The organism is Limnohabitans sp., from assembly GCF_017848645.1.
Classification (GTDB): domain Bacteria; phylum Pseudomonadota; class Gammaproteobacteria; order Burkholderiales; family Burkholderiaceae_C; genus Limnohabitans_A.
Window position 1 is genome coordinate 1 of record NZ_JAFEIF010000011.1, and the last position, 22,498, is coordinate 22,498.

Consider the following 22,498-nt stretch of genomic DNA (forward strand, 5'->3'; position numbering starts at 1 on the left):
GGATGCGGGCCGTCAGCCCCTTCAGCGCTTGCGCCTTGTTGCTGTGCTGGCTGCGGCCGTCCTGGCATTCGGCCACGATGCCGGTGGGCAAGTGGGTGATGCGCACCGCTGAATCGGTTTTGTTGATGTGCTGCCCGCCCGCACCGCTGGCGCGGAACGTGTCGATGCGCAGGTCCGACGGGTTGATCTTGATGGCCTCGGCCTCGTCCGGCTCGGCCAGCACCGCCACGGTGCAGGCGCTGGTGTGGATACGGCCTTGGGTTTCGGTGGCGGGCACGCGTTGCACGCGGTGGCCACCGGATTCGAACTTGAGCGCGCCATACACCTGGTCGCCCTCGATGCGCACCACGACTTCTTTGAAGCCACCCAGCTCGCTCACCGATTCCGAGACGATCTCGCACCGCCATCCCTGGCTTTCGGCATAGCGCGTGTACATGCGCAGCAGGTCCCCTGCAAACAGGGCCGACTCATCGCCCCCGGTGCCGGCGCGGATTTCGAGAAAGGCCGGGCGGGCGTCGTCGGGGTCTTTGGGCAACAGCATGCGCTGCAACTCGGTTTCCAGGCTTTGCAGCTCGGCGCTGGCGCTGGCCGCTTCTTCTTCGGCCATCTCGCGCATGTCTTCCTCGTCCAGCATGGCTTGCGCGGCGGCCAGGTCGGCGCTGCGCTGCTGAAAGCGGGCAAAGCGCGAGGCCACGGCGCTGACTTCGGCATGTTCGCGCGAGAGCTTCAGGAACTGCGTCATGTCGGCCATGATGTCTTCGCGGGACAGCAAAAAGTCCAGCTCGGTCAGGCGCAGGGCGTAGCGTTCGAGTTGTTGGATGAGGAAAGGTTTCATGCGGGCGGGAACGGTTGGGAGCTTGGATCGCGGCGCTGGCCCTGAGTCGGTGCAGACGCTGCAGGCAGCAGGGACAGAGAAAGTGTCGGCGCGCAAGCCCCGACCTGCCAAGTCAGCCGCTAACGCTCTTTGCGCAGGAAAACGCGCTGCACCGTCTGCATGGTCTGCTCGCGGTGCTCTGGCTCAGCCCCGCGCAGCTCGGCCAAGGCGCCGTGCAGCATCTTCTGGGTCAGGCCCTTGGACAGGGCTTCCATCACGGCGATCGGGTCATCGCCCCGGGCCAGCAGCTTGCGGGCGCGGGCCAGCTCGGCTTCGCGCCAGGCGTCGGCCTGGTTTTGCAGTTGCTGGATCAGGGGCACGGTGCCGCGTTGGCCCATCCAGTGCATGAAGCTTTGCACGCCGGCATCGATGATGACCTCGGCTTCGGCCACGGCCGCTTGGCGGTGGGCCTGGCCGGTTTGCACCACGCTCGCCAAGTCGTCCACGGTGTAGAGGTAGACGTCTTCGAGCGACTTGACTTCGGGTTCGATGTCACGCGGCACGGCCAGATCGACCATGAACATGGGGCGATGTTTGCGTTTTTTCAGGGCCCGCTCGACCGCGCCCAGGCCAATCAGGGGCAGGGTGCTGGCGGTGCAGCTGATGACGGCATCAAATTCGTGCAGGCGCTCGGGCAGGTCGGCCAGGGGCATGACATCGGCCCCAAAGCGGTGGGCCAGCAATTCGGCGCGGTCCAAGCTGCGGTTGGCGATCACCATGCCTTTGGGCTGCTTGGCTGCAAAGTGGGTGGCCACCAACTCGTTCATTTCGCCCGCACCGACAAACAGGATGCGGATGTCTTGCAGGTTTTCGAACAGCTGGCTGGCCAGGCGCACCGAGGCGGCGGCCATGCTGATGGAGTGGGCCCCGATTTCGGTGGAGCTGCGCACTTCCTTGGCCACGGCAAAGCTGCGCTGGAAAAGTTGGTTCAGGGTGCTGCCCAGGGCACCCGCTTGTTCGGCGGCGCGCACGGCATCTTTGAGCTGACCCAGGATTTGGGCCTCGCCCAAGACCATGGAGTCCAGCCCGCTGGCCACACGGAACGCATGGCGGGCGGCTTCGTTGCCTTCGAGCAAATAGGTGTGGGCGTGCAGCTCGGACGCGCTCACGCCACCGGTTTGGGCCAGCCAACGCAGGGTGTCGTTGGTGGCGGCCTGGTCGGCGGCGCAATAAATTTCGGTGCGGTTGCAGGTCGACAAAATAGCCGCTTCGGGCTCTTGCGAAATGCGTTGGGACAGGTCACGGCGCAGGCCTTGCAGGGTGGGGACCAGTTTGTCCACGGCGAACGCAAACCGACCGCGCAGATCCAGCGGTGCAGTGGTGTGGTTCAAACCCAGGGTCCATACAGCCATGAGGGCCATTATAGGCACGCCCTGTCAACTTTGCTTGACACAATGACTACAAGAAAAGTAGACGTGGTTTTGCATGCACAATTTCAGGCTCCGGGGGCACTTGTGGCCAACTCGGACCACTCGGAGCGAGACTTCATGACGTTTTGGCAATTGGTTTTGCACCTGTTCAATTTTGCCCTGCCCGCTTTGGCCATGGCGCTGTTCATGCCTTGGGCCGGGCGCTGGGTCATCGGGCCAGGCCGGGCCAGCCTGCGCCGCCGCATGGGGGTGCAGGCCCTGTGCGGGCTGGCGGTGCTGGTGGGTGGGCTCTTGCTGCACGGTCAGGACGGCAAGATGAGCACTTACATCACCCTGGTGCTGGTGGCCGCGACGGCCGAGTGGTTGATGCAGCGCGGCTGGGCCACCAAGTAAGACCGCCCTGAACACCGCCCTGCGTGGGCTCATACCCCTTGGTTTCAGATGGCCCTTGGTTTCAAACCGGGCTGAACAGGTCCACCCGGTCGGTGATGATGCCGTCGGTGCCCAGGGCCAGCAGGTGCTGTGCGGCCCAGTCGTCGTTGACGGTGTAGCTCAGGCACCGCATGCCTGCGCCATGGACTTGGGCCACGGTGGCCGCGTTCCACAGCGCGTAGTTGGCCACCACGGCCACGCAGCCGAGTTCTTGGGCTTTCTCAAACCAGCCGGTCCAAAGCGTGTCGACCAGCAGGCCACGGGGTAATTCAGGAGCGGTTTGCTGGGCGGCGGCCAGGGCCTCGGGTTTGAACGAGGTCAGGAGCGGCGGCACGGCAGCACCCTCCCACAGTCGAGCGGCCAAGCGGGCCACTGCCTCACCTGTGGCGGCTTCGGTGCCTGGCGTGGGCTTGATCTCGATGTTGAGGAGGTAACGGTTGGCCAAGCAAAACCGCGCCAGCGCTTCGAGCGTAGGCAGGGCTTCACCTGCAAAAGTGCGCGAATGCCAGCTGCCCGCGTCCAGTTGCGACAGGGCATGCCAGGGCAGGTCACCGCCGATGCCGTGGCAATTGGTGGTGCGCTCCAGCGTGGCGTCGTGCATCAAGAACACCACGCCGTCGGCGCTGAGCTTGGCGTCGCACTCGAACATGCGGTAACCGTGCGCGGCACCTAAGCGGAAGGCGGCCAGGGTGTTTTCCGGTGCGAGCTTGCCTGCACCCCGGTGCGCAATCCAAAGCGGGTAGGGCCAGGCGGGGAGGTGGGCGGTGGTGGCCAATGTATCGGGTTTCATGCCGTGGCGATGCGTTGACCGGTTTTGGCGTCAAACCAGTGCAGTTTGTCCGCGCGGGGGGTGATGCAAAAGGACTCGCCAGCTGAAGGGGTGGGCAGGGAGGCGTCCAGGCGCAGCGTGAGGTTTTCTGTGCCCAAACGGGCGTGCACCAGCCGCTCAGCGCCAAGCAGCTCCACGGTTTCCACCTGCAAAGGCCAACCCGTGGGCGTGATGTCCATGTGCTCAGGGCGAATGCCCAGGATGCGGCCTGCGGGGGTGTCTGGGGCTTGTTGGAGCAAGTTCATCGGGGGCGAGCCAATGAAGCTGGCCACAAAGGTGCTGGCCGGGCGGTTGTAGACCTCTTCGGGCGTGCCGAACTGCTCCATGTGGCCGCCGTTCATCACGATCATGCGCTGGGCCAGGGTCATGGCTTCGACCTGGTCGTGCGTGACAAACAGGCTGGTGATGCCGAGTTCGCGGTGCAGCTTTTGAATTTCCAGCCGGGTCTGGGCACGCAGTTTGGCGTCCAGATTGGACAGCGGCTCGTCAAACAAAAAGACTTGGGGCTGGCGCACGATGGCGCGGCCCATGGCCACGCGCTGGCGCTGGCCGCCTGAGAGCTCGCGCGGCTTGCGCTGCAGGAGGTGAGAGAGTTCCAGAATGCCAGCGGCTTTGTCCACCCGTGCCTTGATCTCGTCCACTGGCACTTTGGCGATTTTCAGGCCATAGGCCATGTTGTCGAACACGCTCATGTGCGGGTACAGCGCGTAGTTCTGAAACACCATGGCGATGTCGCGCTCGGCAGGTTCCAGGTCGTTGACCACGCGCTCGCCGATCGAAATCGTGCCGCCCGAGATGTCTTCAAGGCCCGCCACCATGCGCAGCAAGGTGGATTTGCCGCAGCCCGAAGGCCCGACGATGACCACGAACTCGCCGTGTGCGATCTGAGCGCTCAGGTCGTGGATGACGGTGTTGGCCTTGGCCCCTTGGCCATAGGTTTTGAGGATGTGAGAGAGGGTGATGGCAGCCATATGTTTTTTGATCAGACGAGGACAGAGCGCCGCTTCGCATGGGTCTGTCCCCGGCTTGTTAATTCGACGAGGACAGAGCAACGCTTCGCATTGGTCTGTCCCCGGGGTTATTACTTCTCCGTATCAACCAGGCCCTTGACGAACCATTTTTGCATCAGGATGACGACCAGCGCCGGGGGGAGCATGGCCAAAATCGCGGTGGCCATGACCACGTTCCATTCGGTGTAGGCCTCGCCAGCGATCAGGCGTTTGATGCCCATGACCACCGGGTACATGTCTTCGTTGGTGGTCACCAAGAGCGGCCACAGGTATTGGTTCCAGCCGTAGATGAACTGGATCACGAACAACGCCGCGATCGAGGTGCGTGTCAGCGGCAACAGGATGTCGATGAAAAAGCGCATGGGCCCTGCGCCGTCCATGCGGGCGGCTTCCACCAGCTCGTCAGGCACCGTCAGGAAAAACTGCCGGAACAAAAACGTGGCCGTGGCCGAGGCGATCAGCGGCACGGTCAGGCCCGCATAGCTGTTGAGCATGCCCAAGTTGGAGACCACCTCGTAGGTCGGGCCGATGCGCACTTCGACCGGCAGCATCAGGGTGACAAAAATCATCCAGAACACCAGGTTGCGCAGCGGAAAGCGGAAATACACGATGGCAAAAGCCGAGAGCAATGAGATGGCGATCTTGCCCAGGGCGATGACCAGCGCACTGACCAAGCTGACCCACATCATGGGGGCGGCCGCCGGGATGCGGCTGCCTGCACTGGTTTCGCCGCCAAACAGGGCGGTTTTGTAGGTCTCCAGGGCGTGGCTGCCGGGCCACATGGACATGGGCACCGATTGGGCGATCTCGGCGGCGCTTTGGGTTGAGGCCACAAAGGTCAGGTACAGCGGGAAGGCCACGATCACCACCCCCAGGATCAGCACCAGGTGGGACAGGACCGTGAGGCCGGGGCGTTTTTCAATCATGGGGCGGGCTCAGTACTGGACTTTTTTCTCGACAAAACGGAACTGCACCACCGTCAGCGCCACCACGATCAGCATCAAGATGACCGACTGCGCGGCCGAGCCGCCCATGTCCAGCGCCTTGAAGCCGTCGTAATAAACCTTGTAGACCAAAATGGCCGTGTCTTTGCCGGGGCCGCCTTGGGTGGTGGCGTCGACAATGCCGAAGGTGTCAAAAAAGGCATACACCACGTTGATGACCAAGAGGAAAAACGTGGTGGGCGACAAGAGCGGGAACACGATGGTCCAGAAGCGGTGCCAAGGGCTGGCTCCGTCGATGGCGGCTGCCTCCAGCAGGGATTTGGGGATGGACTGCAGCCCCGCCAGGAAAAACAGGAAGTTGTAGGAGATTTGCTTCCACACAGCGGCCACCACGATCAGGGTCATGGCGTGGCCGGAGTCCAGTAGGTGGTTCCACTCGATGCCCACCGAGCGCAGGTAAAAAGCGATCACGCCCATGGGTGAGGCGAACATGAACAGCCACAGCACGCCCGCCACCACTGGGGCCACAGCGTAAGGCCAGATCAGCAGGGTTTTGTAGATGGCAGCGCCCTTGAGCACCCGGTCGGCCATCACGGCCAGCAGCAGCGAAATGCTCAGGCCGGAAAAAGCCACCAGCAGAGAAAAAACCGCCGTGGTCTTGAAGGATTCGAGGTAAGTGCTGTCGGCAAACAGGCGCTCAAAGTTCTCCAGTCCGACAAATTCGGTGCTGGTGCCAAAAGCATCTTGTGACAGCACGCTTTGGTAAAGCGCCTGCCCGGCGGGCCAGAAAAAGAACACCAGCACGATGGCCATTTGGGGCGCCACCAAAAGCCAAGGCAACCAGCGGGACTGAAATCGAACGCGTTTTTCCATAGGGGCAGAGTTTAGGCGAGCCACAAAAGCTCAAAAAGCAGGGGCGCGTGGCCCCTGCTTTCAAGACAAAACCCGGGCAGGCGCCCGGGGCGCGGGCTCACTTGTTGGCTTTTTGGAAGCGCTCGAGCTGCTCGTTGCCACGCTTAACGGCGGCATCCAGGGCTTCTTTGGGGGCTTTTTTGCCGGCCCAGACCTGTTCGAGTTCCTCGTCGTTGATGGTGCGGATCTGCACAAAATTGCCCAAGCGGATGCCGCGTGACTTCTCGGTGGTCTTGCGGATCATCTGCTCCACCGACACGTCGGTGCCAGGGTTTTGCTTGTAGAAGCCAGATTTCTCGGTCATCTCATAAGACGCCTTGGTCAGCGGCAGGTAGCCGGTGCGCTGGTGGCTCTTGGCCGCTTCTTCGGCCTTGGACAGGTGGGCAAAGAACTGGGCCACGCCCTTGTATTCATTGTCCTTCTTGCCTGACATGACCCACAGGCTGGCACCACCAATGACGGTGTTCTGGGGAGCGCCCGCCACATCGGGGTAATAAGGCAGGGTGGAGATGCCGGAAGCGAACTTGGCGTTGCGCTTGATGTTGCCGTACAGCGCAGACGAGCCGGTGGTCATGGCGCATTCACCCGAGACGAAGACCGCATCGGCCGCATTGCCCCGGCCTTTGTAGACGAACAGACCGGTTTTGGCCATGTTGGCCAGGTTCTCGATGTGGCGCACATGCAAGGGGCTGTTGAAGTTCAGGCGGGCGTCAATGCCGCGCATGCCATTGCCCTTGGTGGCGAATTCGGTGTTGTGCCAAGCCGAGAAGCTTTCGAGCTGGGTCCAGCTCACCCAGCTGGTGGTGAAGGGGCATTTGTGGCCGGAGGCCTTGAGCTTGCCTGCGGCCAGCGCCACTTCGGGCCAGGTCTTTGGTGGCTTTTCGGGGTCCAGGCCAGCGGCCTTGAAGGCGTCCTTGTTGTAATGGAAGACCGTGGTCGAGCTGTTGAAGGGGAAGCTCAGCATCTGGCCGTTGGGGGCGGTGTAATAACCGGCCACGGCGGGCACGTAGGCGTTGGCGTCAAAAGTGACACCGGCTTTTTTCATGACCTCGCCGACGGGCACGATGGCACCTTTGCTGGCCATCATGGTGGCGGTGCCCACTTCGAACACCTGCAGGATGTGCGGGGCATTGCCGGCACGGAAGGCGGCGATGGCGGCGGTCATGGACTCGTCGTAGCTGCCTTTGAAGGTGGGCACGATTTTGTAGTCTTTTTGGCTGGCGTTGAAATCCTTGGCCAGGTCGTTGACCCATTCACCCAGGGCGCCGCCCATGGAGTGCCACCACTGGACTTCGGTTTGAGCCTGGGCTGACACGCTGGCCAGACCCAAGGCGAGGGCGGTGAGGGAGAGTTTGAGTTTCATGCAGGCTCCTGAAAGGGGTAAAACAAAAATGAATAGACCGCTTGGAGGTGCCCAAGCTTGAAGGCCGTCGCCTTGTATTGGGGTCGATTCACATGTCGTGCTGATTAAAACCATGTGAAAGATCCATGACAACCCGGACTTTCCATGAGTCCAGACCCCTGGGTGACAGGTGCCCCCACCCCCGGCGCGTGTTTGCTGCACTGCGGTAACATCTCGCCTCAGCCGGTTAGACGCCTCCGTCCAGGTCTGGCTGAACGCGTTTTTACCCACGCATTTGACCGCGCACCCCCCATGAATGCTCCCACCACGCTCCAACTTTTGATGCAAGCCGACGCCGATGCGCCGCGCCTGCGCGAGATTCCTTACAACTACACCAGCTTTTCAGACCGCGAAATCGTGCTGCGCTTGCTGGGCGAGTCGGCCTGGGATCTGCTCAATGAACTGCGCGGAGAACGCCGCACGGGCCGCTCTGCCCGCATGCTGTACGAAGTGTTGGGCGACATCTGGGTGGTCGAGCGCAACCCCTATTTGCAGGACGACCTGCTGGACAACCCGGGCCGCCGTAAATTGCTGGTCGAGGCCTTGCAGCACCGCCTGGGCGAGGTGCAAAAGCGCCGCACCCCGGGCGTGGACGCCGCCCGCGACGCCTTGGTCGGTCAATTGCTGGCCATGGCTGCTCAGGCCGTGACGCAGTTCAGCGAGCGCTTCACCCGCATGGCCAAACTGCGCAGCCAGGTGCAAAAGACGCTGGGCCGCCTCACGGCCAAGGACAACATCAAGTTCGATGGCCTCTCGCGTGTGAGCCATGTGACCGACGCTACCGACTGGCGCGTGGAATACCCCTTTGTGGTGCTGACGCCTGATTCCGAAGTCGAGATGGCCGGTTTGGTCAAAGGTTGTATCGACTTGGGCCTGACCATCGTTCCACGCGGCGGCGGCACGGGTTACACGGGCGGCGCTATTCCCTTGACCTGGAAGAGCGCGGTCATCAACACCGAAAAGCTAGAAGCCATGACCGAGGTCGAGATGGTCGACCTGCCCGGTATTGCGCACAAAATTCCTACCATTTACTCCGAAGCCGGTGTGGTGACCCAGCGCGTGGCCGATGCGGCCGAGCGTGGGGGCTTTGTGTTCGCGGTGGACCCGACATCGGCCGAAGCCAGCTGCATTGGCGGCAACATCGCCATGAACGCGGGTGGCAAAAAGGCGGTTTTGTGGGGCACGGCGCTCGACAACCTGGCCAGCTGGCGCATGGTCACCCCTGACGCCGAATGGTTGGACGTGGTGCGCATGGACCACAACATGGGCAAGATCCACGACGCCGAGGTCGCCACCTTTGAGTTGCGTTACTTCAAGGCCGACGGCAAAACCCCGATCCGCACCGAAACCCTGGTGATCCCGGGCAAGACTTTCCGCAAGGAAGGTTTGGGCAAGGACGTGACCGACAAGTTCTTGAGCGGCTTGCCCGGTGTGCAAAAAGAAGGCTGCGACGGCCTGATCACCAGCGCCCGCTGGGTCGTCCACCGCATGCCCACCCACACCCGCACCGTGTGCATGGAATTCTTTGGCCACGCCCGCGAGGCCGTGCCCAGCATCGTCGAGATCAAAGACTTCATGTTTGCCGAGCAAAAGCGCACCGGCACCGTGATGGCGGGCCTGGAGCACTTGGACGACCGTTATTTGCGGGCCGTGGGTTATTCCACCAAGTCCAAGCGCGGCGGCTTCCCCAAGATGGTCTTGATCGGTGACATTGCCGGTGACAACGCCGACGACGTGGCCAAGGCGACCAGCGAGATCGTGCGCATTGCCAACTCGCGCAGCGGCGAAGGCTTCATCGCCATCAGCCCCGAGGCGCGCAAAAAGTTCTGGTTGGACCGCAAAAAAACCGCTGCCATTTCGCGCCACACCAACGCCTTCAAGGTCAACGAAGACGTGGTGATTCCGCTGCCGCGCATGGCCGAGTACACCGATGGCATCGAGCGCATCAACATCGAGCTGAGCCTGCGCAACAAGCTCAAACTGTGCCGCGAAATCGAAGCCTTCCTGGAGCGTGGCAACCTGCCGCTGGGCAAGCAAGACGATGCCAACGACATCCCTTCTGCCGAGTTGCTGGAAGACCGCGTGGCGCAAGCCCTGGCGGTGGTGCGGGAGGTGCGTGCGCAGTGGCAAGGCTGGTTGACCGATGTCGACACGCTGTTCCCTCAGCTGCAAGAGCACAGCCTGCGCGCCAGCTGGAAGACACAAATTCGCCCGGCTTTCCAGAACATCTTCTCTGGCTCGGCCTTTTTACCGATCCTGACCGAGGTCACGGCCATTCACCAGCGCGTGCTCAAAGGCCGCGTGTGGGTGGCGCTGCACATGCACGCCGGTGACGGCAATGTGCACACCAACATCCCGGTCAACAGCGACAACTATGAGATGCTGCAAACCGCGCACGAGGCGGTGGCCCGCATCATGGTGCTGGCCCGCAGCCTGGACGGTGTGATCTCGGGCGAGCACGGCATTGGCATCACCAAGCTGGAGTTCTTGACCGACGCCGAGTTGGCCAATTTCACCGCCTACAAAGCCAAAGTGGACCCGGAAGGGCGCTTCAATAAAGGCAAGCTGCTGCGCGGCGCGGCCCTGACGGGGCTGGGCGACGATGTGCACGCCGCTGACCTGACCCATGCTTACACCCCCAGCTTTGGCCTGATGGGCCACGAGTCGCTGATCATGCAGCAGTCGGACATTGGCGAGATCGCCGCCAGCGTGAAAGACTGCCTGCGCTGCGGCAAGTGCAAGCCCGTGTGCGCCACGCATGTGCCGCGTGCCAATTTGCTCTACAGCCCGCGCAACAAGATTTTGGCGACCTCTTTGCTGGTTGAGGCCTTCCTCTACGAAGAACAAACCCGCCGGGGCATCTCCATCAAGCACTGGCAAGAGTTTGAGGACGTGGCCGACCACTGCACCGTGTGCCACAAGTGCCTGACGCCTTGCCCGGTGAACATCGACTTTGGCGATGTGTCCATGAACATGCGCAACTTGCTGCGCAAGATGGGTCAAAAGAGCTTCCGCCCAGCGGCTGAGTTTCAGTCTTGGTTCATTGGTACGGCCAGTCCGAATGCCATTGCGTTGGGTCAAGCTTTGACCAAAATCAGTTTCAAGGCCCAGCGTTTGGGTAACCGTGTGTTGAATGTGTTTGCACGTCAACAAACCAAGGCTCCTCCAGCGTCAGTGGGTCAACCACCGATCAAAGAACAGGTGATTCATTTCATCAACAAAAAAATGCCCGGAGGCCTGCCCAAAAAGGGTGCCCGAGCTTTGTTGGACATTGAAGACAAAGATTACGTCCCGATCATTCGTAACCCTAAAACCACGAGTGCTGAGACCGAAGCGGTGTTTTATTTCCCCGGCTGTGGTTCGGAGCGCTTGTTCAGCCAGGTGGGCCTGGCCACCCAGGCCATGCTCTGGCATGTGGGCGTGCAGACCGTGTTGCCACCGGGCTACCTGTGTTGCGGTTATCCGCAAAAGGGCTCGGGTCAGTTCGACAAGGCCGAGAAGATCATCACCGACAACCGGGTGCTGTTCCACCGCGTGGCCAACACGCTCAATTACCTGGACATCAAGACTGTGGTGGTGAGCTGCGGCACTTGCTACGACCAGTTGCAGGGCTACGAGTTCGACAAGATCTTCCCCGGCTGCCGCATCATCGACATCCACGAGTTCTTGCTCGAAAAAGGCATGAAGTTGGACGCGGGCGGCGCCTACCTGTACCACGACCCTTGCCACAGTCCGATGAAGCTGCAAGCACCCATGAAAACCGTCACAGCATTGTTGGGTGATGGTGTTTTGGAAAGTACGCGCTGCTGCGGTGAAAGTGGGGGCTTGGCCACATCGCGCCCTGATATTTCGACGCAGATTCGATTCCGAAAAGAAGAAGAAATTCGCAAAGGCGAGGTCGCTTTGCGCCAATCGGGGGCAGTCACAGCGGAGGAGAACGTCAAAATTCTCACGTCTTGCCCGAGCTGTTTGATGGGTTTGAACCGTTACCAGGACGACCTGCAAAACGGCCTGCTCGAAGCCGACTACATCGTGGTCGAGATGGCCAAGCACATCCTGGGCGAAGAGTGGATGCCCGAGTACGTGAGCGCTGCCAATGCGGGCGGCATTGAGCGCGTTCTGGTGTAACCCCAACACGCAACCCGACAGCAAGATTTCGAAAGCAAAAGATGGCCGGATTGAAAAAAGACATGCCCCACCCCGAGTCGTTGACCCTGCACGGTCAGACCCGGGTGCTGGAGATCGGGTTTTCTGACGGTGCGCAGTTCCGCATCCCCTTCGAGCTGATGCGCGTGTACTCGCCCTCGGCCGAGGTGCAAGGCCACGGCCCTGGCCAGGAAGTGCTGCAAACCGGCAAGCGCGAGGTCGGCATTGCCGAAATCGAGCCTGTTGGCAATTACGCCGTGAAACCCACCTTCACCGACGGGCACGAATCGGGCCTGTTCACTTGGGAATACCTGTATTTTTTGGGCGACCAAGAAGTCGCTTTGTGGAAGCAGTATGAAGACCGCCTGCAAGCGGCGGGCTTGAGCCGCGACGCGCCCATGGTCGAAGCCTCGGCGGGCGGCAGCTGCGGTCACAAGCATTGAGGGGGCGGGCATGAGCAGCACCCACTTTGGTTTCAAAACCGTCGATGAAACAGAAAAAGCCAAGCATGTGCGTGGTGTGTTCGACTCGGTCGCGTCCAAATACGACGTGATGAACGACCTGATGTCCATGGGCTTGCACCGCGTGTGGAAGGCCTACACCGTGCAGGTGGCCAACCTCAAAGAGGGTGATCAGGTGCTGGACATCGCAGGCGGCACGGGCGACTTGTCCATGGCCTTTGCCAAAAAAGTGGGGGCCACGGGCCGTGTGGTGCACACCGACATCAACGAAGCCATGCTGTCCACTGGGCGTGACCGTCTGGTCGACCATGGCTTGGCCTTGCCCACCTTGGTGTGTGATGCTGAAAAGCTGCCTTTTCCAGACAACCATTTCAACGTGGTCAGCGTGGCCTTTGGTCTGCGCAACATGACGCACAAGGATGTGGCCTTGAAGGAAATGTGCCGGGTGCTCAAACCGGGCGGGAAATTGCTGGTTTTGGAGTTTTCGAAGGTGGCCAAACCCCTGGAAAAAGCCTACGACTGGTACAGCTTCAAGATCCTTCCCCAATTGGGTAAGTTGGTGGCGGGCGACGCCGACAGCTACCGTTACCTGGCCGAATCCATCCGCATGCACCCCGGGCAAGAAGACCTGAAAACCCTTATGAAAAATGCCGGATTTGGCCATGTGGATTTTCACAATTTGTCGGCTGGGGTGGTAGCCTTGCACATGGGCATCAAATGTTGACGCCCGAAATCTGAATTTCCTGAGTTGGAGACACCATGAACAACAAGTTGATGACACTGATGCTCGCAGGCGTGATGGCCTTGGGCAGCCTCAATGCTGAGGCAGCACGCCGCATGGGTGGCGGCAAGTCTGTTGGCCAGCAGTCGAACCAGGTGACCAAGCGTGACGCCGCGCCGCAAACCCCGGCCGCACCTGCACAAAATGCCGCGCCCACCAACGCAGCCAAGCCCGGTGCGGCACCTGCAGCCGCTGCCCCCAAGAAGCCTTGGGGTGCGATGTTGGGTGGCTTGGCCGCTGGTTTGGGTCTGGCCTGGTTGGCCAGCTCTCTGGGCTTGGGTGAAGCCTTTGGCAACATCCTGATGGCTTTGTTGATCGGTGTGGCCGTCATCGCCGTGATTGGCATGATCATGCGGGCCCGCCGAGGAGGTGCTGCACAAACAGGTGGTAATGGTGGCCTGGCTTACCAAGGTGCAGGCGCATCGGCTGATAACCCCGCCACCTACAAACAGTACAGCCCCCAAAACGTGGGCAACGACGCATCGGCCCGCCCATGGGAAGGTCAAAACACCCGCTTCGACAGCTCGGCTGCGTCGCAGTCCACCGGCTCCATGATCGGCTCGGGCATCGGCTCAGGCCTGAGCGGCTCGCAAACCTGGGGCATCCCCGCCGGTTTCGACGTCGACAACTTTGTCACGGCTGCCAAGCGCAACTTTGTTACTTTGCAAGACGCCTGGGACCGTTCGGACATCAGCGCCCTGCGTTCCATGATGACGGACGCCATGGTGGTGGAAATCCGCAACCAGCTGTCCGAGCGCGAAGCGCAGTTCCCCGGTCAGCCCAATAAGACCGAAGTGGTCATGCTCGACGCCCAGCTGCTGGGCATCGAAGAGCAGGCCGATACCTACTTGGCCAGCGTCGAGTTCAACGGCATGATTCGCGAAGACGCGGCTTCCGGCCCCAGCCCATTCCGTGAAGTCTGGAACATGACCAAATCCAAGCAAGGCGGCGGCTGGCTGGTGGCTGGCGTGCAAGCGCTGCAATAAAGACCGCGCCATAAAGCCCTGAAGCTTTGGGGCTGGCACTTTCGGGAATAATCGGGGACTATGGCAACACAGTCCCCTTTTTCATGGGCCGCTCAGGCGCTCCCCGACATGGTCAACCGTCTCGCGACCAACTTCCAGCCCCCGGACTGGGTGGTGGACGAGGGCATCAACCGCCTGGTTTTGTTCCTCAACCATGTGCTGATGAGCGAGCCCGAGGCCATGGCCCGTTTGGCCCGCCAAAAAGGCCAGCGCATCGAGCTGGTCTGGGACCGCATTCAACTTCAATTGAGCCCCACCCCTGCAGGCCTGCTCGAACGCGGCCGTTTTGAAGGCTTTGACCTGCGCCTGACAGTGACCGAGGACTCGCCCGTTTCCATCGCTTCGGCCTTGGCCCGGGGCGACAAACCCAAGGTCCGCATCGAAGGCGATGTGCAGCTGGCCGCTGAAGTCAATTGGCTGATCGACCATGTGCGCTGGGATGCCGAAGAGGATCTGGCCCGCCTGATCGGCGACGCCCCCGCGCATACTCTGACACAAGCTGCCCGTCAGGCCATGACGGCATTGCGCAGTTTTGTCGCCCAGCGACCCGGCACCGGCTTGCGCACGGGCAGCGCAGCATGATGCGCTGGGGCCGTTTCGGGCGCGGTGCCTTCATCGTCTTCATCGTCCTGCGCTACGGCCTGGACGAGTTGGTGCTCTCCAGCTTTCAGAAACCCTGGATTCGCCTGCTGGCCCGCGTACTTTCGGTGGGCCGCGACTTGCGCTCACCGCGCGCTGTGCGCCTGCGCGAGGCGCTCGAGCGTCTGGGTCCGATCTTTGTGAAGTTTGGCCAGGTGCTGTCCACCCGGCGCGACTTGCTGGCCCCCGACATCGCTGAAGAACTGGCCAAGCTGCAAGACCGCGTGCCGCCGTTCAGTTCTGCCATCGCGGTGGCCTCGATCGAGCGGGCTTTCAACCGCAAAGTCGACGACATCTTTGAAACTTTTGAGCGCGAGCCTGTGGCCAGTGCTTCGATTGCGCAGGTGCACTTTGCCACTTTGCGCGGCAAATCGGGTGACGTGCGTGAGGTGGCCGTGAAGGTGTTGCGACCCGGCATGCTGCCCGTCATCGACAAAGACCTGAGCCTCATGCGCATGATGGCCGGTTGGGTGGAGAGCCTGAGCGCCGACGGCAAACGACTCAAGCCTCGCGAGGTGGTGGCCGAGTTTGACAAATACCTGCATGACGAGCTGGACCTGGTGCGCGAAGCGGCCAACGCCGCGCAGCTGCGCCGCAACATGCAAGGCCTCGATCTGGTGCTGATCCCTGAAATGATCTGGGACTTTTGCCACCCAGAGGTCATCGTCATGGAGCGCATGCACGGCGTGCCCATCAGCCAGGTCGACCGTTTGCGCGAGGCGGGTGTGGACATTCCCAAGCTGGCCCGCGATGGCGTGACGCTGTTTTTCACGCAAGTGTTCCGCGACGGCTTTTTCCATGCCGACATGCACCCGGGCAACATCCAGGTGAGCCTGGCCCCGGAGACCTTTGGCCGCTACATCTCCTTGGACTTCGGCATCGTGGGCACGCTCACCGAGTACGACAAGGAGTACCTGGCGCAAAACTTCACCGCGTTTTTCCGCCGCGACTACAAGCGCGTGGCCGAACTGCACATCGAGTCCGGTTGGGTGCCCCCCGAAACGCGGGTGGACGAGCTGGAGTCGGCCATTCGCGCGGTGTGCGAGCCTTACTTTGATCGCCCGCTCAAGGAAATTTCGCTGGGCATGGTGCTCATGCGGCTGTTCCAGACCTCGCGCCGCTTTCAGGTCGAGATCCAGCCGCAGTTGGTGCTGTTGCAAAAAACCCTGCTCAACATCGAAGGCCTGGGCCGCGACCTGGACCCGGAGCTGGACCTGTGGAGCACGGCCAAGCCTTTCCTCGAGACCTGGATGCTCGAGCAAATCGGTCCCAAAAAGCTTTGGGAAGAGCTCAAGGCCCAGGCCCCGCATTACGCCAAACTGCTGCCGCAGTTGCCACGCTTGCTGCACGAGTACCTGAAACAACCGCGCCAAAACGATGCACGGCAGACCGAGCAGCTGCTGGCCGAGCAGCGCAGAACCAACAGACTGCTGCAAACCCTGATTTACGCCAGCTTGGGCTTTGTGGTCTCCTTGCTCGTTTTGCAGGTGGGCATGCACCTGCAACTGATTTACTAAGCCTGATTTTTGGAGGGTACGAAGGTGCTGCTGACTTTTGTGATCGCTTACTTGGCCGTGACCATCAGCATTGGTTTGTTGGCTGCACGCCGGGTCCATGGGGCCAAGGATTACCTGGTGGCGGGCCGGAGCTTGCCGCTGTACATGAACGTGGCCACCGTCTTTGCCACATGGTTCGGGGCCGAGACGGTCCTGTCGGTGTCGGCCACCTTTGCCAAGGATGGCCTCAATGGCATCCCCGGTGACCCCTTTGGTGCCACGGTTTGCCTGGTGCTGGCGGCTTTGTTGTTTGCTAAGCTGTTTTACCGCCTGAACCTGCTCACCATTGGCGACTTCTACAAGGTGCGCTATGGCAAGTCTGTGGAGGTGCTGACCAGCGTGGCGATTGTGTTGTCTTACCTGGGCTGGACCTCGGCGCAATTGACGGCGCTGGGCTTGGTCATTCATGTGCTCTCGTCCGGGGCGATTGATCTGAACTACGCCATCATGATGGGCGCCGCCGTGGTGCTGGTCTACACCGTGTTTGGCGGCATGTGGTCGGTGGCCTTCACCGATTTGTTCCAGACCGTGGTGATCGTGGTGGGCCTGGTCCTCGTGGCCACCTTGGTGGGCGGCAATGCGGGCGGCTTTGAGAAGGTGGTGGCGCAAGCGGCGGCCGACGGTAAGTTCGACATGTTCCCGGCCGACATGGATGCCGCCGCCTGGTGGGCCATGGCGGGTGCTTTCTTCGCCTTTGCCTTTGGCTCCATTCCGCAGCAGGACGTGTTTCAGCGCATGACCAGCGCCAAGGACGAAAAAACTGCCGTGCGCGGCACCGTCATTGGGGCCTTGATGTACTTTGTGATCGCTTTCATTCCGCTGTACATCGCTTATGCGGCCCTGATCGCCCATCCCGAGCTCAAAGCCTTGTTCGAGTCGGAAGACGCCCGCACCATCCAGCGCATCCTGCCCGATCTGGTGCTGGGCAAGATGCCCATGTGGGCGCAGATTTTGTTCTTTGGTGCTTTGTTGTCGGCCATTTTGTCGACCGCCAGCGGTGCCTTGTTGGCTCCCACCGCTACCTTTACCGAGAACGTGCTCAAGCCTTTTGTGCCCCACATGAGCGACCGCCAGTTCTTGCTGCTGCTGCGCGTCATTTTGGTCACTTTCACCTCGTTTGCCCTGTTGTTTGCCCTCAACAGCACCAGCACCATGTACGAGATGGTGCAAAACGCCTACAACGTCACCTTGACCGGGGCTTTTGTGCCGCTGGTGGCCGGAGCCTTCTGGCGGCGGGCCAACACCCAGGGGGCCTTATTTTCGGTGGTGTTGGGCGTGGGCACCTGGCTGGTGTTCAACTTCCTGGCTCCCGAAACCCTGGTGCCAGCCAACTTGCTCGGCCTGATGGCGTCCATCGTGGGCATGCTGCTGGGCTCTTTGGCACCGAGCGTGATCACCAACCGGGGTCAGTCCATGGCCAGCGCCTTGGACCACGCCGCCCGGGACACCTCCAGCCGCTGAAGCCACGGTCACAGTGGCTTTTATGGTCACTGTGGCCAGCGCGGACATTTTGGCCATCGGCCGACAAGGCCCCTTGGCCACAACCCAAGCCGTGAGGCCGGGCCAGCGCTGGGGTGTTGCCTTGGGTCTTGGGGCTTGAGGGGCGATGCCAAGCCTATAATTGAAGGTTTTCTTGCATCACCTTCAAAGGCTTTTCACATGCCCATTTACGCCTACAAATGCGACGCCTGCGGCCATGCCAAGGATGTTCTGCAAAAAATGAGCGACGATCCATTGACCGATTGCCCCGCTTGCGGCGCCCCCAAATTCAACAAACAGCTCACCGCCCCGGGTTTCCAGCTCAAGGGCACAGGCTGGTATGCCACTGACTTCAAGGGCGGCGGAGCAGCCGCAGTCCCTGCCGCAGCGGGCACCGCAGCAGATGCTGTCGCCGCACCGTCACCAGCTCCAGCCAGCGACAGTGCAGCGCCTGCCGCAACGGCCAGCGCCGCTGGCTGCGCCGCTTCGTGCGCCTGCCATTGATCTTTCTGAACGCTGACTTCACCGATTGCCCCACCCCATGAAACACCGCAGCTTCAAACAGTATTTCGTCACCGGCTTGCTGGTGTGGCTGCCCATGGGCATCACCGTCTGGGTGATCATGTGGTTGGTGGGCATGCTCGACGCCATCTTTTTGGCGGTGCTGCATGCGGCCGACACCTTGATCCCGGGCGTGCACGCCAGCGCCGAATACCTGCGTGGCGTGCCTGGCTTGGGCGTGGCCATTGTGGCCGTGTTCATTTTTGCCACGGGGGTGTTTGTGGCCAACATGTTTGGCCAATGGTGGCTGCGCAAATGGCACGGCCTCATGAACCGCATCCCTGTGGTGCGCAGCATCTACACCAGCGTCAAGCAGGTGGCAGACACCTTGTTTTCGGGCAGCGGCCATGCATTTTCCAAAGCCTTGTTGGTCCAATACCCGCGTCAGGGCTCGTGGACCATTGCGTTTTTGACCGGCACACCCGGTGGTGAAGTGGCCCAGCACCTGGGCCAGCCCATGGTCAGTGTGTACGTGCCCACCACGCCCAACCCCACCTCGGGCTTTTTCCTGATGATGCCCAAAGCCGATGTGGTGGAGCTCGACATGAGCGTGGATGACGCGCTCAAGTACATCATCTCCATGGGGGTGGTCGTGCCCGGCACGCCTGCGCCCAAGCCCATTGCAGCCCAGCCCCAGTTGGGCTGATGCCTTTTCCGAACCCTGTTCCTGCGAATCCAGAAAGTCCCACAACATGTCCATGCGTTCCCACTATTGCGGTCTGGTGACCGAAGCCCTGATCGGCCAAGCCGTGAGCCTGTGCGGCTGGGTCAACCGCCGCCGTGACCACGGCGGTGTGATCTTCATCGACCTGCGCGACCGCGAAGGCTACGTGCAGGTGGTGTGCGACCCTGACCGCCCCGACATGTTCAAAGTCGCTGAAGACGTCCGTAACGAATACTGCGTGCAGATCAAAGGCATCGTGCGTGCGCGCCCCGATGGCACCAGCAATGACGGCCTCAAAAGCGGCAAGATCGAGGTCTTGTGCCACGAGTTGATCGTGCTGAACGAATCGGTCACGCCGCCGTTCCAGATTGACGAAGACAACTTGTCCGAGACCACGCGCCTGACCCACCGTGTGCTGGACCTGCGCCGCCCCTACATGCAAAACAACCTGATGCTGCGCTACAAGGTGGCCATGGAAGTGCGCAAGTACCTGGACGAAAACGGTTTTGTGGACATCGAAACCCCGATGCTGACCAAGAGCACGCCCGAAGGGGCGCGCGACTACCTCGTGCCCAGCCGCGTGCACGATGGCCAGTTCTTTGCCTTGCCCCAGTCGCCTCAGCTCTTCAAGCAGCTCCTGATGGTGGCCGGCTTTGACCGGTACTACCAAATCACCAAGTGCTTCCGCGACGAAGACCTGCGCGCGGACCGCCAGCCCGAATTCACCCAGATCGATATCGAAACCTCCTTCCTGACCGAAGAAGAAATCCGCGACATGTTCCAGGGCATGATCAAACGCGTATTCCTCAAAACCATTGGCGTGGACCTGGGCGAGTTCCCGGTCATGACCTACCAGGACGCGATGCACATCTACGGCTCCGACAAGCCCGACCTGCGCGTGAAACTGCAGTTCACCGAAGTGACCGATGTCATGGGCGATGTGGACTTCAAAGTGTTCTCCGGTGCGGCCAACATGAAGGGCGGCCGCGTGGTGGCCCTGCGCGTGCCGGGTGGCTCGGTCGAAGGCGGCGGCATCAGCCGCGGCGAGATCGATGCCTACACCGAGTTCGTCAAGATCTACGGTGCCAAGGGCCTGGCCTACATCCGCGTCAACGACCTGTCCAAGGGCCGCGAAGGTTTGCAGTCACCCATCGTGAAGAACATCCACGACGCGGCATTGAATGCCGTGCTGGAGCGCTCGGGCGCCCAAAACGGCGACCTGATCTTCTTCGGTGCCGACAAAGAGAAAATCGTCAACGACGCCATCGGTGCCTTGCGCATCAAAATTGGCCACAGCGCTTTCGGCAAAGCCAATGGCCTGTTTGAAGACCGCTGGGCCCCGATGTGGGTGGTGGACTTCCCGATGTTCGAGTACGACGACGAAAGCCAGCGCTACACCGCCGTGCACCACCCGTTCACCGCGCCCAAAGACGGCCACGAAGACTGGATGGTCACAGCCCCCGAGAAGTGCATCTCCAAAGGCTACGACATGGTTTTGAACGGTTGGGAAATGGGCGGTGGCTCGGTCCGTATCCACCGCGCCGACGTGCAGCAAAAAGTGTTTGACGCTTTGAAGATCACGCCCGAAGAAGCCCAACTCAAATTCGGCTTCCTGCTCGACGCGCTGCAATACGGCGCACCACCGCACGGCGGCCTGGCCTTTGGTTTGGACCGCATCGTCACGCTCATGACCGGTGCCGAGTCGATCCGCGACGTGATCGCCTTCCCCAAGACCCAACGTGCCCAGTGCTTGTTGACCCAAGCCCCCAGCCCGGTGGACGAAAAGCAATTGCGCGAATTGCACATCCGCCTGCGCAATGTGGATGCGGTCAAAGCCTAAGCGGCGCTGACCGCTCCCATGCCAACGCCACCTTCGGGTGGCGTTGGCATTTGTGGGGTTGCCCAGTTCATCCGAATCAGCCAGCGAGGTGCACAGGCAGTCCAAAGCTTTTGTCGAGGATGGTGAAGGACCCACAAAAAAGGCCTCAAAACCGAAGTCTTGAAGCCTTTGATGTCTGTGTTCAGCCTGACGCTGAACCAGAAATTTTGCAACGGCATCGCTGCCGTTTGCGGGGTTTGCAGGGCTTAGTAGCCGCCGCGGCCGCCGCCGCCACCGCCGTAGCCGCCACCGCCGGAGCGATCGCCACCACCGCCGTAGCCGCCGCCACCGGAACGGCCGCCACCGCCGCCGTAGCCGCCACCGCCGGAGCGATCACCGCCACCGCCGTAACCGCCACCACCGCCGCCGAAGCCGCCGGTACGGGGAGGACGTGCCTCCATCGGACGGGCTTCGTTCACGGTGATGCTGCGACCGCCCAAAGATTGGCCATTCATGCCGTTGATCGCGGCTTGGGCTTCGGCATCGCTGCCCATTTCCACAAAACCGAAACCTTTGGAGCGACCGGTGTCGCGTTCCATCATGACTTTGGCGCTGGTGATGGCGCCGAATTCGCCGAATGCCTGTTGCAGGTCTTCGTCGCGAACGGTGTACGGCAGGTTGCCGACGTAAAGTTTATTGCCCATGGGGACTCCTGAAAAACACATGAAAACAAAAGCGATGGGGTCCCGAAAGCACAACAAACCTGAAAAGTGCCGCCGTAGCGCGCGAAACTGACCGATCACCTCAAATGTGACGTTTTATGGACGCGCACCATCAGATTATGGGGCATAGCATCAAAATAGCACCAAATATCGTCAATGTTTCTGGATTGACCTTGTTTTAAAGAGCCCTCTTGTGCCATTTACCAACACGAGACCCACAGCCCAGAGCTCATGCCCGCTTGGAAACTCCCAGGTGCCCAGCTTCAGCGCCAAACGCCTGTGCGCACCAACTCTTGTCGCAGTAGAGCCTGATAGCGTTGGTTGTGAATGGGGGTGGCCGAGTGGTAGGCGGCCACACCAAACCAGGTGTTGCCGTGGCGCAGCATGACGCGTTTGAGGTGCCAGGCCGCCACATGGGTGGCCACGCAGGGGTCCAGCAGCCGCTCGGGCGTGATGCCCCATTGCGCCAGTTCGCGAAAGTGGATCGAATTGATTTGCGCCATGCCTACATCGATGCTGCCATTGCGGTTGCGGCTCACCACATGGGGGCGCATGCCCGACTCCACTTGCAAGATGGCCCGCAGGATGTGGGGGTTCACACCATGGCGCTGCGCGGCCGGCATCAGGCAGGGGTCAGCGGCCAAGCCAGGGGCGGTCTTGGCTGGGCTAGGATTTTGGGCACGGGCATGGCCGGCTGCGAGCGCCCATGCCAGCCCACACAGGCAAAGGGCTGCGAGCTGCCGACAGTCAAAGCGCATCAAGGTGGTGACATTCATGTTTCGTTCAGGCCTGGCCAATTTCTACCCATGGGCTGGGATGAATCCAGACAGGTGGCTGGGTCGCGTATGACGCATTCAGCTGAGCACCCAAGG

At 61.2% G+C, this 22,498-nt stretch carries 20 protein-coding genes; 11 read left to right on the plus strand and 9 right to left on the minus strand.

What is annotated here, in order from left to right; all coding sequences use genetic code 11:
• Positions 1-835 (minus strand): PCRF domain-containing protein (locus tag QZ190_RS03155; protein WP_291913407.1); only part of this gene is annotated, 835 nt, incomplete at its 3' end.
• A 119-nt stretch (positions 836-954) separates the two neighbouring features.
• Positions 955-2,226, minus strand: coding sequence for a glutamyl-tRNA reductase (gene hemA / locus QZ190_RS03160; protein ID WP_090141713.1), 1,272 nt, complete (start codon positions 2,224-2,226; stop codon positions 955-957).
• Between the two features lie 135 nt (positions 2,227-2,361).
• Here hemA and QZ190_RS03165 point away from each other — a divergent pair, with 135 nt between their 5' ends.
• The gene (locus QZ190_RS03165) at positions 2,362-2,637 is read left to right on the plus strand and encodes a hypothetical protein (RefSeq protein WP_291913411.1); all 276 of its coding nucleotides are present in this window, start codon (positions 2,362-2,364) and stop codon (positions 2,635-2,637) included.
• Between the two features lie 61 nt (positions 2,638-2,698).
• On the opposite strand, the gene ugpQ is transcribed toward QZ190_RS03165, so the two are convergent.
• The 5 genes from ugpQ to ugpB form a co-directional block, all read right to left on the minus strand.
• Positions 2,699-3,466 (minus strand): glycerophosphodiester phosphodiesterase, encoded by a 768-nt coding sequence (gene ugpQ / locus QZ190_RS03170; protein WP_291913413.1) that lies wholly within the window; start codon positions 3,464-3,466, stop codon positions 2,699-2,701.
• Entirely contained in the window at positions 3,463-4,476 is a 1,014-nt protein-coding gene (ugpC, locus tag QZ190_RS03175) for a sn-glycerol-3-phosphate ABC transporter ATP-binding protein UgpC (protein ID WP_291913415.1), read from the minus strand. The genes ugpQ and ugpC overlap by 4 nt, the downstream gene beginning before the upstream one ends.
• 110 nt (positions 4,477-4,586) lie before the next feature.
• Positions 4,587-5,441 carry a sn-glycerol-3-phosphate ABC transporter permease UgpE gene (gene ugpE / locus QZ190_RS03180; RefSeq protein WP_291913417.1) on the minus strand — a complete coding sequence of 285 codons (855 nt, stop codon included), beginning with the start codon at positions 5,439-5,441 and terminating at the stop codon, positions 4,587-4,589.
• A 9-nt stretch (positions 5,442-5,450) separates the two neighbouring features.
• A complete protein-coding gene (gene ugpA / locus QZ190_RS03185) occupies positions 5,451-6,332 on the minus strand; it encodes a sn-glycerol-3-phosphate ABC transporter permease UgpA (protein ID WP_291913420.1) in 882 nt (293 codons plus the stop codon).
• 97 nt (positions 6,333-6,429) lie between these two features.
• Positions 6,430-7,734: a sn-glycerol-3-phosphate ABC transporter substrate-binding protein UgpB gene (gene ugpB, locus QZ190_RS03190; protein WP_291913422.1), complete on the minus strand. Its 1,305-nt coding sequence runs from the start codon at positions 7,732-7,734 to the stop codon at positions 6,430-6,432.
• A 291-nt stretch (positions 7,735-8,025) separates the two neighbouring features.
• Here ugpB and QZ190_RS03195 point away from each other — a divergent pair, with 291 nt between their 5' ends.
• The 10 genes from QZ190_RS03195 to aspS all read left to right on the plus strand — a co-directional run bounded on the left by QZ190_RS03195 (position 8,026) and on the right by aspS (position 20,925).
• Positions 8,026-11,901, plus strand: coding sequence for an FAD/FMN-binding oxidoreductase (locus QZ190_RS03195; RefSeq protein ID WP_291913425.1), 3,876 nt, complete (start codon positions 8,026-8,028; stop codon positions 11,899-11,901).
• Positions 11,902-11,942: 41 nt separating this feature from the next.
• The gene (locus QZ190_RS03200; RefSeq protein ID WP_291913427.1) at positions 11,943-12,362 is read left to right on the plus strand and encodes a DUF971 domain-containing protein; all 420 of its coding nucleotides are present in this window, start codon (positions 11,943-11,945) and stop codon (positions 12,360-12,362) included.
• 10 nt (positions 12,363-12,372) lie between these two features.
• A complete protein-coding gene (gene ubiE, locus QZ190_RS03205; RefSeq protein ID WP_291913429.1) occupies positions 12,373-13,104 on the plus strand; it encodes a bifunctional demethylmenaquinone methyltransferase/2-methoxy-6-polyprenyl-1,4-benzoquinol methylase UbiE in 732 nt (243 codons plus the stop codon).
• 35 nt (positions 13,105-13,139) lie between these two features.
• Positions 13,140-14,147 carry a TIM44-like domain-containing protein gene (locus QZ190_RS03210; protein ID WP_291913431.1) on the plus strand — a complete coding sequence of 336 codons (1,008 nt, stop codon included), beginning with the start codon at positions 13,140-13,142 and terminating at the stop codon, positions 14,145-14,147.
• Between the two features lie 108 nt (positions 14,148-14,255).
• Positions 14,256-14,768, plus strand: a complete 513-nt coding sequence (locus QZ190_RS03215; protein ID WP_291913433.1) for a hypothetical protein — start codon at positions 14,256-14,258, stop codon at positions 14,766-14,768.
• A complete protein-coding gene (gene ubiB, locus QZ190_RS03220) occupies positions 14,768-16,342 on the plus strand; it encodes a ubiquinone biosynthesis regulatory protein kinase UbiB (RefSeq protein WP_291913625.1) in 1,575 nt (524 codons plus the stop codon). Before QZ190_RS03215 ends, ubiB begins: the two co-directional genes overlap by 1 nt.
• A gap of 24 nt (positions 16,343-16,366) precedes the next feature.
• A complete protein-coding gene (locus tag QZ190_RS03225) occupies positions 16,367-17,842 on the plus strand; it encodes a sodium:solute symporter family protein (RefSeq protein WP_291913435.1) in 1,476 nt (491 codons plus the stop codon).
• Positions 17,843-18,040: 198 nt separating this feature from the next.
• Positions 18,041-18,364, plus strand: coding sequence for an FmdB family zinc ribbon protein (locus QZ190_RS03230; protein ID WP_291913437.1), 324 nt, complete (start codon positions 18,041-18,043; stop codon positions 18,362-18,364).
• A 37-nt stretch (positions 18,365-18,401) separates the two neighbouring features.
• Positions 18,402-19,067, plus strand: a complete 666-nt coding sequence (locus QZ190_RS03235) for a DUF502 domain-containing protein (protein WP_291913439.1) — start codon at positions 18,402-18,404, stop codon at positions 19,065-19,067.
• A 46-nt stretch (positions 19,068-19,113) separates the two neighbouring features.
• On the plus strand, positions 19,114-20,925 hold the full coding sequence (gene aspS, locus QZ190_RS03240) for an aspartate--tRNA ligase (protein ID WP_291913441.1): 1,812 nt from the start codon (positions 19,114-19,116) through the stop codon (positions 20,923-20,925).
• Between the two features lie 245 nt (positions 20,926-21,170).
• Here the strand turns inward: aspS and QZ190_RS03245 are convergent, their stop codons facing one another.
• Complete coding sequence (locus QZ190_RS03245; protein ID WP_291913444.1) at positions 21,171-21,608, minus strand: RNA-binding protein; 438 nt, start codon at positions 21,606-21,608, stop codon at positions 21,171-21,173.
• 281 nt (positions 21,609-21,889) lie between these two features.
• Positions 21,890-22,270 carry a lytic transglycosylase domain-containing protein gene (locus tag QZ190_RS03250; protein ID WP_291913446.1) on the minus strand — a complete coding sequence of 127 codons (381 nt, stop codon included), beginning with the start codon at positions 22,268-22,270 and terminating at the stop codon, positions 21,890-21,892.
• Positions 22,271-22,498 lie beyond the last annotated feature (228 nt).

Bases quoted from the DNA above. Each gene is read 5' to 3' on its own strand.
- hemA (WP_090141713.1), bottom strand. From the start codon at position 2,226: ATGGCTGTATGGACCCTGGGTTTGAACCACACCACTGCACCGCTGGAT.
- QZ190_RS03165 (WP_291913411.1), top strand. From the start codon at position 2,362: ATGACGTTTTGGCAATTGGTTTTGCACCTGTTCAATTTTGCCCTGCCC.
- ugpQ (WP_291913413.1), bottom strand. From the start codon at position 3,466: ATGAAACCCGATACATTGGCCACCACCGCCCACCTCCCCGCCTGGCCC.
- ugpC (WP_291913415.1), bottom strand. From the start codon at position 4,476: ATGGCTGCCATCACCCTCTCTCACATCCTCAAAACCTATGGCCAAGGG.
- ugpE (WP_291913417.1), bottom strand. From the start codon at position 5,441: ATGATTGAAAAACGCCCCGGCCTCACGGTCCTGTCCCACCTGGTGCTG.
- ugpA (WP_291913420.1), bottom strand. From the start codon at position 6,332: ATGGAAAAACGCGTTCGATTTCAGTCCCGCTGGTTGCCTTGGCTTTTG.
- ugpB (WP_291913422.1), bottom strand. From the start codon at position 7,734: ATGAAACTCAAACTCTCCCTCACCGCCCTCGCCTTGGGTCTGGCCAGC.
- QZ190_RS03195 (WP_291913425.1), top strand. From the start codon at position 8,026: ATGAATGCTCCCACCACGCTCCAACTTTTGATGCAAGCCGACGCCGAT.
- QZ190_RS03200 (WP_291913427.1), top strand. From the start codon at position 11,943: ATGGCCGGATTGAAAAAAGACATGCCCCACCCCGAGTCGTTGACCCTG.
- ubiE (WP_291913429.1), top strand. From the start codon at position 12,373: ATGAGCAGCACCCACTTTGGTTTCAAAACCGTCGATGAAACAGAAAAA.
- QZ190_RS03210 (WP_291913431.1), top strand. From the start codon at position 13,140: ATGAACAACAAGTTGATGACACTGATGCTCGCAGGCGTGATGGCCTTG.
- QZ190_RS03215 (WP_291913433.1), top strand. From the start codon at position 14,256: ATGGTCAACCGTCTCGCGACCAACTTCCAGCCCCCGGACTGGGTGGTG.
- ubiB (WP_291913625.1), top strand. From the start codon at position 14,768: ATGCGCTGGGGCCGTTTCGGGCGCGGTGCCTTCATCGTCTTCATCGTC.
- QZ190_RS03230 (WP_291913437.1), top strand. From the start codon at position 18,041: ATGCCCATTTACGCCTACAAATGCGACGCCTGCGGCCATGCCAAGGAT.
- QZ190_RS03235 (WP_291913439.1), top strand. From the start codon at position 18,402: ATGAAACACCGCAGCTTCAAACAGTATTTCGTCACCGGCTTGCTGGTG.
- aspS (WP_291913441.1), top strand. From the start codon at position 19,114: ATGTCCATGCGTTCCCACTATTGCGGTCTGGTGACCGAAGCCCTGATC.
- QZ190_RS03245 (WP_291913444.1), bottom strand. From the start codon at position 21,608: ATGGGCAATAAACTTTACGTCGGCAACCTGCCGTACACCGTTCGCGAC.